This is a genomic window from Mycobacterium sp. PTI7 (genome assembly GCF_056679845.1).
Genome location: NZ_CM155252.1, coordinates 897,738 through 913,760, shown reverse-complemented (window position 1 = coordinate 913,760; position 16,023 = coordinate 897,738). Strand labels below are relative to the sequence as shown.

Below are 16,023 nucleotides of genomic sequence, written 5' to 3'. Positions count from 1 at the left end.
ACTTGCCTGGGGTCATTGGTCCTCGAACCGCGGGCTTTGGTCCTGACTGCTAGATGGCGCCCCCGTGGCTGAAGCGTGCAGCGCGGCGCTGGATGCGGTGTTCGCGTCCGCGGGCACGGTGCGGTCGCCCGACGAGGTGCACCGGGTCGGCGTAGAACACCTTCTTGGTGATTTCGACCAGGACGAGGTATGCAGCCGTGAGCAGCACCAGCGCACCAAAGAACTGCAGCGGCAAGGTGGTGAACCCGAGACCGGGGCCGAACGGAGACACGGTCAACAGGGCACCGACCGCTATCACCGCGCACGTGGTCAGCGCCATCGGGCCGCTGGGTCTGCTGCGGAAGAACGGTACCCGCCTGGTGCGGATGGCGAAGATGATCAGCGTTTGGGTGGCAAGGGATTCCACGAACCAACCGGTGCGGAACTCGGCGGGCCCGGCGTGAAGTGCCCCCAGCATCAGGCCGAAGGTCAAGAAATCGAAGAGTGAGCTGATGGGCCCGAAGGTCAGCATGAATCTGCGAATGAACGCGATGTCCCAGTGCGAAGGGGCGTGCAGCTGTTCGGCGTCGACCCGATCGGAGGGAATGGCGAGTTGTGAACTGTCGTAGAGCAGGTTGTTCAGCAGGATCTGGCTCGGCAGCATCGGCAGGAACGGCAGGACGGCCGACGCCGCGGCCGCGCTGAACATATTGCCGAAGTTACTCGACGTGCCCATCAGCACGTACTTGATGGTGTTGGCGAAGATGCGCCGTCCCTCGGCGACGCCGTCTGCGAGCACGCCGAGGTCCTTCTCCAGGAGCATGACGTCGGCGGCGTCCTTCGCTACGTCGGCGGCGGTGTCGACGGAGATCCCGACGTCGGCCGCATGCAGCGCCAAGGCGTCGTTGACGCCGTCGCCCAGGAATCCGACGGACCTTCCCGTGCGTCTGGCCGCCACGATGAGTCGGGCCTTCTGCTCGGGTGAAATTCGCGCGAAGATCGTGTTGTTCTGTGTGGCCGCGTCGAATTCGACGTCGTCGAGCGACTCCAGTTGGGGACCGGTGACGGTGCCCTTGGTGACCAATCCCAAATCAGTACACACTTTTTCGGCCACCTTGGGGTTGTCACCCGTAGCGACCTTGACCTCGATGCCCATCGCCGTCAACCGGGCCAAAGACTTCCGGGCAGCGGACTTCGGTTCGTCCGCGAAGACCAGGAACCCGAGCAACGTGAGCCCGGCTTCATCGGCAGCGGTTATCGCCGTCAAAGGTGTTGCCGACCTGTTCGCGACCGCCACCACCCGGCGACCTTGGTCGAACAGCGCATCCAGGACCGCGTGCGCGCCGATCGGCACCGACACGCAACGCGCCATCACCTGCTCGGGTGCGCCCTTCACCACCAGAACTCGCTCGCCGCCGTCGTCGACCAGTGTCGACGTCGCACGACGGTCGTGATCGAAGGGGAGGGTAGCGACCCGGTGGAACTCGCCGGCGGTCAGGCGTTGCCCGTCGGGGGACTCCCAGAGTGCGTCGTCCATCGCATTGACGCTGACGCCGCCCTTACCTGGATCCGCGTCGGTGGCGAGCATGCCCGCACGAATCGCGGCGTCGGAGTGCGTTCCCTCAACGTCTACCCCGTCCACCAGATGAATTCGACCCTCGGTCAGCGTTCCGGTCTTGTCGGTGAACAGGACGTCGACGTCGCCTAGGTCCTCGATGCATACCAGTCGCTTGACGAGGACCTTCAGCTTCGCCAGGCGGCGCGAGCCGGTCGCGAGGCTGGTGCTGACCACCGCGGGCAGCAGCTGTGGCGTGATGCCGACGGCGATCGCCAGGGCGAACAGCATCGACTGGATCAGCGGCCTGCCCAGCAGGAGGTTGATGACGAGGATGAAGGTCGTCAAGGTGAGCGCCACCCACAGCAGCAGGTAGGAGAACCGCCGCAGCCCTACCTGGAAGCTCGTCTCGGGGTGGCGCTCTCCCAGGCCGGCCGCAATGCGGCCGAACTCGGTGCGGGCTCCTGTCGCGTACACCACACCAACGCCGGTTCCCGCACTGACGATCGTTCCCATGAAGGCCAGATCAGTGGAATCAGCCAGTGCGCCGGCAACTTTGACTTCTCGTGGCCACTTCTCGGCAGCGGCCGACTCGCCTGAGAGAATGCTCTCGTTGCATTCCAGGCCCGTGGCCTCGATTACCCTCACATCCGCGGGTATGGCCTCACCGAGCGAGAGCCGCACCACGTCGCCGACGACCAGATCGGCGACGCTGATCTCCTCGTATCGTCCGTTCCGACGCGCTAGAGCCGTGTGATGAACACTTGAATGCAGTGCAGCGGTCGCACGTTCGGCTCGGTACTCGTTCGTGAAACCGAGCGCGGTGCTTGCCAGCAAGATGGCGCCGATGATGCCGGCCTGGGTGCTGTCGCCGAGGAAGAACGACAACGCTGCAGTGGCCGCGAGCAGGACCAGCAGGGCGCTGCGCAACTGACGGCCGAGGACGGCGATCGCGCTCACCCGATGGGTGCGCAGGGCATTCGGTCCGTCCCGGACCAGACGGGATGCAGCCTCCGCGCTGTTCAGTCCGTCCGTCGAGGTGACGACCCACGTCAGCACTTCCGCAACCGACGCGGTCGAGACTCGGACGGCGCTGAGTTCAGCCACGAGGGGCGGTGAGCAGCACCTTCAAGGCTCCGGTTTCGGACGGATTGCCGAAGACGTCGTAGGCCGTCTCGAACTCGTCCAGCGTGAAGCGGTGGGTGATCATCGGGGAGGTGTCGAGCTGGTGGCTAGCGACCAGCCCGATCAGTGTCGGTGTCGAGTAGGTGTCGACCAGACCGGTGGTGATGGTCACATTCTTGGCCCAGATGTCTTCGAGGTGCAATGTTGCGGACGCTCCGTGAACTCCGATGTTGGCGACGTGCCCGCCTGCGCGTACCAATCTCACGGCCAGCTCGAAGGTGTGTGCAGTTCCGACGGCCTCCATCACGACATCCGCACCGAGACCGCCGGTGAGTTCGGCGATCGCCACCTCGGGATCCTCCGTGCTTCCGTTGATGACGGTGGTCGCGCCGAACTTTCGGGCCGCCTCGACCCGAGCTCCGGCGAGGTCGATCGCGACGATGTGGCTAGGGCTGAATAGTCGGGCGGTCAGAATCGCAGCGAGCCCGATGGGGCCGGCGCCCACGATGACCACGACGTCCGCGGGCCGCACCGTCCCGTTCAGCACGCCCACCTCATAGGAGGTGGGCAGGATGTCGGCCAGCATGAGCATCTGTTCGTCGGTGACCCCTTCGGGTAACGCGTGAGTGGAGTTGTCCGCGAACGGCACCCGGACGTATTCGGCTTGAGTCCCGTCGATCAGGTGACCGAGGATCCAACCACCGCCACCCAGGCACTGCCCGTAAGCACTCTCCCGGCAGTAGCGGCACGTTCCGCAGGACGTGATGCAGGAAACCAGGACTCGGTCACCCACAGAGAGTCGTTGCACCCCCGGTCCGATCGCCGTTACCGTGCCGACGGCTTCGTGGCCGAGGATACGGCCGGGGGTTACTTCCGGTACGTCGCCGCCGAGAATGTGCAGATCGGTCCCGCAGATAGTGACCGCGTCGACCCGCACCACGGCGTCGCCAACGTCCTGGATGATCGGGGCGGGCACTTCCTCCCAGGTCCGCTTGTCTGGGCCGTGATAGACGAGAGCCTTCATGACGTCGATCCCCTTCCTAGTGGCGCACGCGATAGCTGGTCTGTGCAGTCCGGCAAGAGGACCCGGGGCCTGGCGGGGCCGCGGCATCCTTAGGGCTGGCGAGCAACGATTACCGGAGTGATCGCCGACTGCAAAACCGCCGAACTCACTGAACCCAGAAGCATTCCCGCGAACCCGCCGCGGCCATGACTGCCGAGCACGACGAGTTGAGCGTCCCTAGACGCTTCGACGAGCTGACGCGCCGGCTGACCGTGCGCGACGACGTGACGTACCGACACGTCGGGATAGCGCTCCTGCCACCCCGCCAACCGTTCGGCAAGAACTTCTGATTCCTCCTGTTCGAGGACTGGTCGGTTCAGCCCGGGGACTTCGTAACTCCCCCAATCACCCCATGCGTGCAGTGCGACCAGTTCCACACCGCGCCGTGAGGCCTCATCGAACGCGATCGCGGTCGCGAGTTCAGATGTCGGAGAGCCATCGACGCCGACGAGCACGGGTAACGTGCCGAAGTCCGACGTCGTCGCGTCATGTTCGTGGATGACCGCAACCGGGCAATGCGCATGGCGCACCAATGCGGAGCTGACCGAACCCATCAGCGAGCGTCCAAAGGCACCGATTCCGCGGGTCCCCACGACGATCATGTCCGCGTCTTTGGTCAGATCGACCAACGTGGGAATCGTCACCGCAATGAACAACTCCGCGTTGATCGTCAACGTGCCCTCGCTCCCCGCCGCCACCTCGGCAATCTCGATCGCATTGGCGAGGATCTGCCGTCCCTCGGTGGCTTGCCAGACATTCACGTCACTAGGTACGGGGGTCGCCGACCAGTTCACCGAGAAGGCGGGAGCGACGTGCACGACGGTCAACGCGACGTTCCGCATGATGGCCGCGCGGGCCGCCCACCCGATCGCTGAGTCGGAGGTGGGGGAACCGTCGACACCGACGACGATCCCGGGATGGTCGATGTTGCTGCGCACGTGGTGCCCCTTCGCCGAACTGATCGAGTGAACTCCGACGGTACGAGTCCAGTGAGGCAACATCTGGAGGCGATCGTCATCAACGTGAAGGTCCTATGGCCTTCGGTGCTGCGTGGGCAGCGATCCAGCCCACTGGCCAATGGAGGGCTGAGGTCGGCAGACGCGGATTGCGCCGGTGCGTAAGGCGCTGCGGAGTGAGCGATCGACGAGGTTGCCAGCCACTGTTTGCCGCTGCGTCTGGTCCAAGTCATCGAGCCAACCTCCGAAGCCTGAATCTCGAAACCGGTTATTGCGACGCTTTTCTGACGACTATGCGCGCCTCGTTAGCGGCCGGATTCCGGAGAGTGAAGCGATTGTTCTACGCGGAGGCATCATTGTCGTATCGACCGAGGGCAACCGCCATGTGGCAATGATGGAAGAGTTCATTACGAAGGAGAATGCACGTGATCGAAATATTGCCCGACATGCCGGACGGAGTGACGGGGATCCGGGTCTCGGGCCGGCTGGTCGCTAGCGACCTGGTTGATTTCCGGCCGGCAATGGACAGGCTGCTCGCTGCGGGTGAGATCCGGATCGTCGAGGTCATCGCATCCGACTATGAGGGCTTTGGTCCCGGCGGATTACACAAGGACATGAAGCTGGGGTTCGGTGCTGTCCTGATGCGTCATTCTGCCTTCAGGCGGATCTCGGTCGTGTCCGACAAGGAATGGGTCTCACATGCGCTGCACGCCCTGGCCTGGATGATCCCTGGGGAGTTCGCCGTATTCGGTCTTGATGAGATCGAGCGTGCGAAACGGTGGGCCGCCGGCTCGTCTTGACTCGTTGAATCATTCGGCGCGGGGCGCTGGCCCGTCAGCACACGCCACCCACCGCAGTCCGCCAGACGTGGGACCAACGACCGACACCCAGGGACTTTCTGCCCTGCTGCGGTGTACGCCAGCCCGCCTAAAGTCGTAGCGATACCAATCGAACGGGGGACTGTCATGCGTGAGACACACCCGCCGTCGCCATCCGTAGTCGTCGGGATAGATGGTTCGCGGTCCGGCTTGGCCGCCGCGCTATGGGCTGTCGACGAAGCCGTCGCACGACACATCCCGCTGCGGTTGGTCTGCGCGGTCGAGCCCCGCGACGGTGCACGCACCTCCGAGGACGCGACGCGCGCACTGGTGTCCGCCGAGAACGCGGTCGCGGCAAGCGACCAGATAGTCAAGGTCGAAGCTGAGATCGTGCATGGCAGACCGGCCGACAAGCTGCTGGAGGCCAGCCGCGCCGCGGCCATGTTGTGTGTCGGCGCCCAGGGCATCACGCACGCGACCGCCGGGCGGGTCGGATCGACTGCGGCGGCCTTGGCCGCCCGCGCACACTGTCCCGTCGCCATCGTTCGCGGGTTCGATCGGTCGTCGGCCGAGCCGGGTTCGGTCCTGGTCGAAGTCGACCAGTCGTCGGATGGCGACGGCGTGTTGCAACGCGGAATAGACGAAGCGTTGCTCCGCGGCGCGCCGCTGGTCGCCGTATCCGCTTGGCACTCCCAGGTCACCGACTCGCATGACTGCCGAGGCGTCGCCGAGCAGGATCGACGCATTACGGCCGCCCTCAACCGACGCCTCGCTTTCACGACACTCCACCATCCCGGGCTCGACGTTCGAGCCGTTGCCGTGCACGGCAGCTTGCTCGACTACGTCTCACCGCGCGAGCGATCGGTTCAGCTGATCGTCGTCGGTCATCGGCGTGCCCATGGCGTCGCCGAGATGGTTGGGCCACCCAGCTACGTCGCGCTGCACGGCACCGACTGCTCGGTGCTCGTGTGCGAACCGCACGGTTCTCTCTGATGGTTCCACTTCTGCGTCATGGGCCTATCGTTTACTCAGAGCGGGCATCGGCCGGTTCGTACACCGCCAACCCCGAGGGCACGTCATGGTGACCGTCTTTCTCGTCGACGACCACGAGGTCGTCCGTCGTGGTCTCATCGATCTCCTCAGCGCGGATCCCGAACTCGACGTCATCGGCGAAGCCGGAACGGTCAGCCATGCGCTGGCCCAGATTCCGGCGCTGCGTCCCGACGTGGCAGTTCTCGACGTGCGGCTACCCGACGGCAACGGCATCGAGCTGTGCCGTGACCTGCTCTCCCGATTGCCCGACCTGCGCTGTCTGATGTTGACGTCCTTCACCTCCGACGAGGCAATGCTCGATGCAATTCTCGCCGGCGCCAGCGGCTATGTGGTCAAGGACATCAAGGGCATGGAACTCGCCAAGGCCATCAAGGACGTCGGCGCAGGTCGCTCTCTGCTCGACAATCGCGCGGCGGCAGCATTGATGGCAAAATTGCGCGGCGCAGCAGAACGCTCCGACCCCCTCTCGGGCCTCACGGATCAGGAGCGAGTCCTGCTCGATCTCCTCGGGGAGGGTTTGACCAACAAGCAGATCGCCGACCGGATGTTCCTGGCGGAGAAGACCGTGAAGAACTATGTCTCGCGGCTCCTGGCCAAGCTTGGCATGCAACGGCGCACCCAGGCAGCGGTCTTCGCGACGAAGCTCGACCGACCACGCCGCCGCGACTCCTGGGAGTGACCTTCATCGGATCTCCGGGTCACCGTGATATCTCTGAGGGATCAGGTGGGTTCGGATTGGAGCCCCCAGACGAGCTTTGGTATGCATGCGCAACGCGCCACTTCACGTCTACCCGTCCGTGCTCAGGGAATCTGGTGCGCAGCATCGACGCCACGGCTCATGGTTCGTCTCGCTTCAACGTCCCAGTTGTCGCCTGCTCCACGTTCGCCGGTCGCCCCCGGCTGTAAGTCGATCGTCGACGAACTTCAGAGCGCGATGCAGCAGATTTCCTGCGCCTCGACAACCGAGTCGCCAAGGGGCCGAGCGGTGTCGATGCGGTGGGCTCCCACCCAGGTGTGCTGGTCGTGGGCAATGGCCAGGGCGATCTGTGGATCGGCGTCCGACGTCGTTGAGACCCGGCTCTCGATCCGCGCCACGGCCTCGCCAATCCCCACGGTACATGCCAATTCTACTGTGGGACAGTGCTCTTTGTGGGCAATCTCACGGGCGTCCGCGCGATGCTGTGCGTCGCGCCACGTGCCGTCGAGAATCACCGATCGCCCGCGCCCGAGCAACGAGCGCGCGCGGCGCAGCATCGCTTCATAGACTGCGTCCACCTTGTCAGGACTGTAGAGACCGGCGTCGTAGATGCCCGCGACACCGTCGAGTTCTCCGCCGGCCTGCATCTCGCGGCGGACGTCGTCGCTCGAGATCACCGTTGCGCCCATCCGTTCGCCTACCGCGCGGGCCAGCGTGGTCTTGCCGGTCCCTGGGCCGCCGCCGATCAACACCAGTCGTACCGTCCCGGCCTGCAGGTGCTGCAGTGCGAGGTCGAGATGACGCCGGGCATCTCCGGCGGCGCCGAGATCGCCCTGACCGACCCGGATGCAGTCGACCTTCGCACGGACGACGGCTCGATAGGCAATGAAGAAATGCGTCAACGCCTCCGGGGCGGGATCATTCGCAAGATGGCGATATTCGTCGAGGAAGAAGTCGGCGAGGTCGCGTCTGCCGAGGAATTCCAGATCCATGGCCAGGAAGGCAGCATCGTCGAGACCGTCGACATATCGCAGCCGGTCGTCGAATTCAAGACAATCCAACAGGATTGGTCCGTCCGGACGGCAGAAGATGTCATCGGCGATGAGATCGCCGTGACCGTCGACGATGCGCCGCTCGGTGATACGGTCCTCCAGCAGCACGCCCCTGCCGTCGATGAATTGCGTGGCAAGGCGCTCGACCTCGATGACTGAGTTGCGTCCCAGCACGGCACCAACGTGGCCGTGTAGCTCGGTGAGATTCTCGTGCCAGCGCGCGGCGATTGCCGGGACCTTGGCGCAGGCGTCCACGCTTCGCGAACGAGTGGCCTGGGCGTGAAAGTCCGCGATTCTTCGCGCTATCGCCGACAGGTGTCCTTCAACCTGTTCGCCTCGCCGCACCATCGACGCGAGTCGAAGCGCGTCGGGGTAGCGCCGCATGACCACGACGGGTTCCGGCGCACCCGCCACCGGGTCGGACAGGTGGGCCACCCCGAGGTAGCTGTCGGGGGCCAGCCGTCTATTGAGGCGAACCTCGCGCTCACAGGCTTCCTCGCGTCGCGTGACCGTACCGAAGTCGAGGAAGTCGGTGACCACGGGTTTCTTGGCCTTGTACGCGCGGTCTCCCATCAAGACGACCAAGCCAGTGTGCGTTTCGTGAATCTCGGGGGTCGCGAACGCGTCGTCGCCCGCGGCGTCGAGCGATGTGGTCGACACCGAAGCTGAGGTCATGTAGCGATCGTCGCGTAGGGACCCACCCTGCGACAGCGGTCCTGAGGCCCGCAACGCGCGCCGCAGGTCCTCAGAGGTCGGGGTCCAAAGACCCTGGCCAACGGGTGACGGTCGAATCACCATGGTGGCAGGTGGCCGACAGGAAGAGCCAGAATGCTCAAGACCGCGGTGCCCCGAGAGGCCATTGCCGTGGTGACCCATCTGCGGGACGTGTGCCCGAGGATGTTCGGTCCACAGTTCTCCGTGTCACCCCAGTCCAGCGAAGCCCTTCGGCTGTCCAGTTCACTTCGGGCATCCCGCCTCGACCGCAGGCGCGCACTCCCGGTCCGCCGCACCGTCTCTCTGACTCGCGCTGTCGTTCAGATCGGCTCGCAATGAAGCGATTCGGACGCGACACCCGACCCCCTCAAGAAAAGGAAGTACGCCATGACCAACCACTCATCGGAACGACTCGTCGTCGCGATTGACGGATCCGACCATTCGGACGCTGCAATTCGTTGGGCTGTGAAGGAAGCCGAGATGCGCAAGGTCACGCTGACGCTCCTACACGTCGTTCTTCCCGGATTGCCCGCGTGGGCGATGGGTTACTCCATGGCGCCGGTGCCGTTGGAGTACAGCGAGGTGCAGACCAGAGAAGGGCAGAGCGTCCTCGACTCCGGGCGGAGTGTCGCCGAAGAAGCCCTCGCGCCCGGACAGCACGTGGACGTCCATGGCGAAATGGTCAACGCCAGTCCGGTGCCGACCCTGATCGACGTGACCAAGGACGCGCAGATGATCGTGGTTGGTTGTCGCGGTCAAAACGCATGGCACCGCGGCCTGCTCGGATCGGTCAGCACCGCACTGGTGCATCACGCGCACTGCCCGGTAGCCGTCATCCATGACGCGGGTGACGCTCATATCAGCAGCCACGGTCCGGTAGTGGTTGGCGTTGACGGCTCGCCGGCATCGGAGTCGGCGACGGCGATCGCATTCGACGAAGCCAGTTGGCGTGGAGTCGACTTGGTGGCGATACACGCGTGGATCGACGCCGACCCGTCCGGGTATCCCCGCTTGGCATGGCCTGATTTTCGATCGACGGCCGAGGAGACCCTGGCCGAGCGGCTCGCCGGATGGTGCGACCGCTATCCCGACGTCGTCGTTCGACGCCGGGCGGTGTTCGACCAGCCGGCCCGCCACCTTCTCGAGGCTGCCGAGTCGGCGCAGCTCGTAGTCGTCGGCAGCCACGGCCGCGGTGGCTTCGCAGGGATGTTGCTTGGCTCGGTCGGCAACGCCATCGTGCACGCGGTCCATACCCCGGTGATAGTCGCCCGTCAGAGCTGATCTTGGACCTGACAGAGCGCTGGGCTGACCCTCGTTCCGAACCTCCGGTCCGCGAATTGTCCGCGGACCTCTACCGGGTAGTCGCCGTAGTGGTCGTGGTCCTCGGACATTGGCTGCTGGCGGCCGCCACCTTTCGCGACGGTCGCCTCGGCTACGACGAGGTCCTTGCCGACGTGCCGTGGACGCAATGGTTGACCTGGATCTTCCAGGTCGTTCCAGTGTTCTTCGTGGTGGCCGGGTACGCGAACGCGGCGTCCTGGACGCATTGGCAGGACGGTGGCGGCACGCGGCGCGAATGGTTGCGCCGTCGCATCGCGGCGACACTCGGCCCCACCACGGCGTACGTGGCGTTCCTGATCGCCATCGTCGTGATCTCGACTCTGGCCGGGGTGCATGGTTCGACCCTGGCGGTGGCGATGTGGGTGGTCGCCCTGCACCTGTGGTTCCTGCCGGTGTATCTCGTGGTGGTCTCGGCGACTCCCCTTGCGGTCGCGGTCCAGCGGCGGTGGGGGTTGAAGGTGCCAGCCGGGATGGCCGTGGCGGTCGCAATCGTGGACGCGGTCACCCTCGGTGGTCACGTCGTGGTTCTCGGCTTGGTCAACTACGTGCTGTGTTGGGGGGCGATCTATCATCTGGGCGTCGCGTGGTTCGGCGGGGCACTGCGTTCCCGACGGCCCGTTCTGCTGGCCATGGGTGCGGCGGGCGCGCTGGCGACGGCGATCGGGTCCGGGGTCTACCCCGTCAGCATGATCGGGGTGCCCGGCCAGAAGATCGAGAACACCTCTCCCCCCACGGTCGCGTTGCTCGCGTTGGCCTTCCTTCAAGCCGGGGTTTTGCTGACCGCCGCACCGGCAGTGACGACGTGGATACGACGCGCACGCTGGGGACACCTGCTCGCCACCGCGAACCAGAACGCCATGGCGCTTTATCTGTGGCACATGGTGCCCGTCGTCGTGGTCGCGCTTGCGTGCTATCCGACCGGGCTGGCACCTCAGCCCGTGCTGGGTTCGGGAGCGTGGTGGCTGTGGCGTTTGGCGTGGGTCGCGGCGCTGTCGGCGGTAACCGCGGTGGAGTTGGCGCTGCTGTGGCGGGGCCGACCCTTGTTCGCGCGGCCCACCCCGACCGTCGACATCGGCCTTGCACCCCGGTGGGCTGAGCCGCTGCTCCTCGCCGGCGGCGCCGCGGCGGCCTTCGCGTTGTGGCGGTTCGGCGCCGGAGGCTTCGCCCCCGGCGGGAAACTCCCCGTGTCGTACGCGCTGATCTACGCCGCCGGCATCACAATGGTGAGTCTGAGTTCAATCGGCACCCGCGGCACTCCGAGTGGCCCCGGACCGAAGTGCGGTATCACGTCACCGACGGATGGGCCCAACGTCATTCTTGGAAGACGAATAGCGTGGGGGCCGCGCCGCTGGAGAGGATCGCAATGGACACCATGACTGCCTGGACAGTGACCCAGCCCGGCCCGATCGAGACCAACCCACTGAATTACGAACGCAAACCGATCCCGCGACCGGGAGCTGGAGAATTACTCGTTCGGGTGAATGCGTGCGGTGTGTGTCGCACCGACCTGCACGTCAGCGAAGGCGACCTCCCGACTCAGCGCACGCGCGTCACACCCGGTCACGAAATCGTCGGAACCGTAGTCGAACTCGGACCCGAGGTCGGCGGCCGCACGGTCGGTGACAAGGTCGGCGTCGCCTGGCTACGTCAGACGTGCGGTCGGTGCCGCTTCTGCCTACGCGGCGCAGAGAACCTCTGCCCTGACTAGCTGTACACCGGCTAGGACGATGACGGCGGCTATGCCGAATATTGCACGGTTCCTGCTCGTTTCGCATATCGACTGCCGCAAGGCTACAGCGACGTCGAACTTGCGCCGCTGTTGTGTGCGGGCATCATCGGCTACCGCGCCCTGCAACGCGCCGGCCTCCCCAAGGGGGGGCGGCTCGGCATCTACGGCTTCGGTGGCAGCGCTCACCTCACCGCGCAGGTCGCGCTCGCCCAGGGCGCCACAGTCCACGTCATGACACGTGGCGAGCAGGCCCGACGTTTGGCCCTCGACCTTGGTGCTGCGTCGGCGTCGGGAGCCTACGACGCCCCTCCGGAACCGTTGGACAGCGCGATCCTGTTCGCGCCTGTCGGTGACCTCGTACCCGTCGGACTCCGCGCGCTCGACCGTGGCGGTGTCCTGTCGATCGCGGGTATCCACCTCAGCGATGTGCCCGCGCTGAACTATCAGCGGGAACTGTTCTACGAACGTGACGTTCGCAGCGTCACCTCCAATACTCGCGCTGACGGTGAGGCGTTTCTCCGGTTCGCCGCGGATCACCATCTCCAGGTGACCACGCACGAATACCCCCTAGCGGACGCGCAGCGTGCGCTCCGCGATCTCAAGGCCGGCCGCTTCGACGGAGCTGCGGTTCTGACCGTGCGAAGGAGAGGCGGCGATACTCAGACGAAGGCCGCGCCGTCCAGCATCGTCGCCACGTCGGCCACGTCGCGGCGCGGGGTGGCCGGCAGCGGGTCCGCGTTGGCCGGCGCCCAGCCGACTCGGATCAGCATCTGTGGGAAGGCAACCACGCCGAACACCTCGGTTTGGATCGCGTCCCGGGTCGCTGAGATCTCCAAGGGTTCGGTGATCGGGCAGGTGGCCATTCCCAACGCCGTTGCGGTCAACAGCAGCAGGCTAGTCGCTTCACCGGCCCGCAACCGCGCCGCCACGTCGTCTTTGGCGGTCCCAAGCGCTAATAGGACGCCGTTGTCGGCTCCGGCCGTCGCTTCGGGGGGCTGGGCCAATGCCGGCCCGGCGAATATCCGGCCGGGCACTCCCGCACCGGGTACCGAGTTCGGCGAGTTCCGGGCAGGCACTCCTGCAGTGGCGGCGTACCGCCCACTCCACCTGGCCAACTCAACGAGGTAGTCGGCGTCATTGACGTGTTCGTGCACAGCGAGGGCGAGGGTCGCGTTCAGACCGGGCGTCGGCACCACGCGTCGCATGATGACCCCCATGCGGGCCGCCCGGGCACCCATCAGTGCGATGTCGCTGTACGAGACCCGCCACGGGCCGTACAGCCGCCGATCCGTGCGGCGACGCGGAATCGCAGCTGCAAGTGCGACGTCCACGTTGGTGGGGTTCCACGGCTGAAGTTCGACCGACGCAAGGTGGTAGGGGTCGGCAGGGTTGGGGAGTCGGTGAACCTTGCACTGCCATCCGAGGGCGGCCAGGGCGATCGTGCAGTGATTGAGAGCCGCCCCACAGCTGATGATCAAATCGCGGCTGTCCGGGTCGGCGTGCGTCAATCGAAGAGACGGTTCCGCGTACAGCTGCAGGCTGCCTTCCCCCACACGCCAGTGCCAGGGCTGCGTATTGTGCAACGACGGAGCTCGTATCGCCAGGGACAGAACGGTTCGAATGGTCGCCATGTCCGGAAACGTCGAACCCATGCCACACAACCCTTCACCGAAAATCACTCGTCTCAATCCAGCATGCCGTGACCGCCCCGTAGGGACGAGGGCACGAAGGCCCTTGCTCGGGTGACCAAGAGCGCAACGACGGGAACCCCACGGACCGAGAGCCCATGGAATTCCCGCCCCCGAGTGTCGACACGGGACATGGCTGCAGCCAGTAGCATTGGACTTGCCCTCTCCGCAATCCCGCGCAAGCAATACGCCAATGCCCGTCATCGTCTAGGGCGGCGTTCGGAGTGAGGTGTTCGACCCGCGTGACTGCCTTGTCGGGGTTCATCGCTAGCTTGTCGGGGCCATCGCCAGCGAGAATCTTGCAGCCAAGGCCCACGACGGGTCTGCAGCGGACGGCCGCACTCATCCCGAACCAGCCGAGGCTCTCCGCAAACTGGTACGCCATACCTCCCTGCGCCACACCCGTTCCTTCGCTGTCCGGGGGCGACACCGGAGGGCACCAGCTGGACAACCCGTTCGACGTGCCGGTGTGGCGTTGCGGTAGTCATCCTGCGGCCAGGTCGAGCGCCGGGCCGAAGACGAACCGTCGGCCCGTCACGCTCAGCGGGCGAATGCGAATCCAGTGTTGTTTCGCGGTCCCGGTCCACGAAATCACTTGAGCTGACTCTGCTTCATCGAGTTCGTCGGGCGTGCGCAGCGTCCGTGCGGTTCCTTGACGATGACGCTCCAGCCCTCGACTGCATCGTGCTGATCGACCTCGAATAGCACCTGTTCGTTGATTACCGCGCTGACCAATTTGGTGCCCTCAGCCGTGCGGAACAGTAGTCCGCGTCGTTGGACGGCAAAGTTGACGGGGAAGATCTCCGGGTGACCGTCCACGCTGGTGACCAGCCGTCCCAGGGGCACGCCTGACATCAGTTCCCAGCATTCGCGCTCAGACAGGATGGAAACGGGTTGCGGCGCTTTGGTCATCGCCGCAACGATAGCCATCAAGTCCCGCTACCAATGGAGCCTTAAGTCCTCAGAGCGTGATGACGATGGCCTCAACCACACTGACCGACTCGGCAGCGTCACAGACGAATTCAAAGATGACGCTCCGGCGCGTTCACGAACTCCATGGCTGGCCTCGACGCGACGCAACACCACCGGCGGCTCGAGTCAGAGGGTCGAGGCGACGAGATCCGTCAGGTCCACGAGGCGGTGGGAGTAGCCCCACTCGTTGTCGTACCACCCGACGACCTTCACCAGGTCGCCCGTCACCTTGGTCAGCCCGGAGTCGAAGATGCATGACGAGGGATCGGTGACGATGTCGGAGGACACGATGGGGTCGTCGGTATAGGTCAGGAAGCCCTTGAGCTCACCATCCGCAGCGGCTGCGAAAGCAGCGTTGACCGCGTCTGCCGTAGCCGGTTCGCGAACGACCACGGTCAGATCGGTGGCCGAACCAGTGGGAACCGGCACGCGCAGGGCGTACCCATCCAATCGGCCCTCCAGTTGTGGCAGTACGAGGCTGATGGCGCGGGCCGCCCCGGTGGAGGTGGGCACCACGTTGATCGCTGCTGCGCGCGCCCGACGAAGGTCGCGGTGCGGACCGTCCTGCAGGTTTTGATCCGGTGTGTAGGCGTGGATGGTGGTCATCAAGCCGCGCTCGATGCCGAACACCTCGTCGAGCACCTTCGCCATCGGCGCCAGGCAGTTAGTGGTGCACGAGGCGTTCGAGACGATGGTCTGACTGCCGTCGTAGTCGGAGTGGTTGACGCCCATCACGACGGTCAGGTCGGCACCCTTCGACGTCGCAGACACCACCGCCTTCTTTGCGCCGCCGTGCAGGTGGCCACGGGCCTGCTCCGCAGCGGTGAACCTGCCGGTGGACTCTATGACGACGTCCACGCCCTGATCGGCCCACGGCAGCGCTGCGGGCCCGTCGGCGTTGGACCACACGATGATTCGTTGCTCGCCGACGACTATGTCATCGCCCGCGACCGACACCTCCTGCGGTAGTCGTCCGAGCACGGAGTCGTACTTCAGCAGGTGTGCCAGAGTTCGGTTGTCGGTGAGGTCGTTGACCGCCACGATCTCTATATCGGTAGTTCCCAGCGCGCGTTGCGCGGCCACCGCGCGGAAGAAATTGCGGCCCACCCGTCCAAAGCCATTCACGCCCACCCGGATCGCCATGTCACTCTCCCAATCAGTTCGGTCTGTCCGATACGTTCTCGACCGTTCGAATCATGGCTGCATCCGAGGCTGAGCAGCAGAGAACAAAGGCCTCGTTTGAAGTCCACCGCCGCGTCGGTCGGCGGAACCGGTCATGGC

11 protein-coding genes and 2 pseudogenes are annotated in these 16,023 nt (G+C 65.3%); 6 read left to right on the top strand and 7 right to left on the bottom strand.

Going from position 1 to position 16,023, the window contains the following annotated elements; all coding sequences use genetic code 11:
• Positions 1–49 precede the first annotated feature (49 nt).
• The 3 genes from mgtA to AC1MEY_RS04430 form a co-directional block, all read right to left on the bottom strand.
• Positions 50–2,641 (bottom strand): magnesium-translocating P-type ATPase, encoded by a 2,592-nt coding sequence (gene mgtA, locus AC1MEY_RS04440; protein WP_480229515.1) that lies wholly within the window; start codon positions 2,639–2,641, stop codon positions 50–52.
• A complete protein-coding gene (locus AC1MEY_RS04435) occupies positions 2,634–3,683 on the bottom strand; it encodes a zinc-dependent alcohol dehydrogenase family protein (RefSeq protein WP_480229514.1) in 1,050 nt (349 codons plus the stop codon). Before AC1MEY_RS04435 ends, mgtA begins: the two co-directional genes overlap by 8 nt.
• Before the next feature lie 89 nt (positions 3,684–3,772).
• The gene (locus AC1MEY_RS04430) at positions 3,773–4,660 is read right to left on the bottom strand and encodes a universal stress protein (RefSeq protein ID WP_480229513.1); all 888 of its coding nucleotides are present in this window, start codon (positions 4,658–4,660) and stop codon (positions 3,773–3,775) included.
• Between the two features lie 443 nt (positions 4,661–5,103).
• Between AC1MEY_RS04430 and AC1MEY_RS04425 the strand changes: the two genes are divergently transcribed.
• The 3 genes from AC1MEY_RS04425 (at position 5,104) to dosR (ending at position 7,228) form a co-directional block, all read left to right on the top strand.
• Positions 5,104–5,478, top strand: coding sequence for a SpoIIAA family protein (locus AC1MEY_RS04425; protein ID WP_480229512.1), 375 nt, complete (start codon positions 5,104–5,106; stop codon positions 5,476–5,478).
• Between the two features lie 228 nt (positions 5,479–5,706).
• On the top strand, positions 5,707–6,489 hold the full coding sequence (locus AC1MEY_RS04420; RefSeq protein ID WP_480229511.1) for a universal stress protein: 783 nt from the start codon (positions 5,707–5,709) through the stop codon (positions 6,487–6,489).
• 85 nt (positions 6,490–6,574) lie between these two features.
• Positions 6,575–7,228, top strand: coding sequence for a hypoxia response regulator transcription factor DosR/DevR (gene dosR, locus AC1MEY_RS04415; protein WP_480229510.1), 654 nt, complete (start codon positions 6,575–6,577; stop codon positions 7,226–7,228).
• A gap of 245 nt (positions 7,229–7,473) precedes the next feature.
• Here the strand turns inward: dosR and AC1MEY_RS04410 are convergent, their stop codons facing one another.
• On the bottom strand, positions 7,474–8,973 hold the full coding sequence (locus AC1MEY_RS04410; protein ID WP_480229509.1) for a bifunctional aminoglycoside phosphotransferase/ATP-binding protein: 1,500 nt from the start codon (positions 8,971–8,973) through the stop codon (positions 7,474–7,476).
• Between the two features lie 426 nt (positions 8,974–9,399).
• On the opposite strand from AC1MEY_RS04410, the gene AC1MEY_RS04405 reads away from it, so the two are divergent.
• From AC1MEY_RS04405 to AC1MEY_RS04395, 3 genes and pseudogenes are all read left to right on the top strand, one after another.
• Positions 9,400–10,293 carry a universal stress protein gene (locus tag AC1MEY_RS04405; RefSeq protein WP_480229508.1) on the top strand — a complete coding sequence of 298 codons (894 nt, stop codon included), beginning with the start codon at positions 9,400–9,402 and terminating at the stop codon, positions 10,291–10,293.
• 56 nt (positions 10,294–10,349) lie between these two features.
• A complete protein-coding gene (locus AC1MEY_RS04400; RefSeq protein ID WP_480229507.1) occupies positions 10,350–11,729 on the top strand; it encodes an acyltransferase family protein in 1,380 nt (459 codons plus the stop codon).
• Positions 11,726–12,721: pseudogene (locus tag AC1MEY_RS04395) on the top strand (zinc-binding alcohol dehydrogenase family protein); the annotation flags it as partial. The gene AC1MEY_RS04400 and the pseudogene AC1MEY_RS04395, both read left to right, overlap by 4 nt.
• A gap of 20 nt (positions 12,722–12,741) precedes the next feature.
• On the opposite strand, the gene AC1MEY_RS04390 reads toward AC1MEY_RS04395, so the two are convergent.
• From AC1MEY_RS04390 to gap, 3 genes and pseudogenes are all read right to left on the bottom strand, one after another.
• Positions 12,742–13,734, bottom strand: coding sequence for an Acg family FMN-binding oxidoreductase (locus AC1MEY_RS04390; protein WP_480229506.1), 993 nt, complete (start codon positions 13,732–13,734; stop codon positions 12,742–12,744).
• A gap of 520 nt (positions 13,735–14,254) precedes the next feature.
• Positions 14,255–14,682: pseudogene (locus AC1MEY_RS04385) on the bottom strand (pyridoxamine 5'-phosphate oxidase family protein).
• A gap of 186 nt (positions 14,683–14,868) precedes the next feature.
• On the bottom strand, positions 14,869–15,885 hold the full coding sequence (gap, locus tag AC1MEY_RS04380; RefSeq protein WP_480229505.1) for a type I glyceraldehyde-3-phosphate dehydrogenase: 1,017 nt from the start codon (positions 15,883–15,885) through the stop codon (positions 14,869–14,871).
• Between the last annotated feature and the right edge of the window lie 138 nt (positions 15,886–16,023).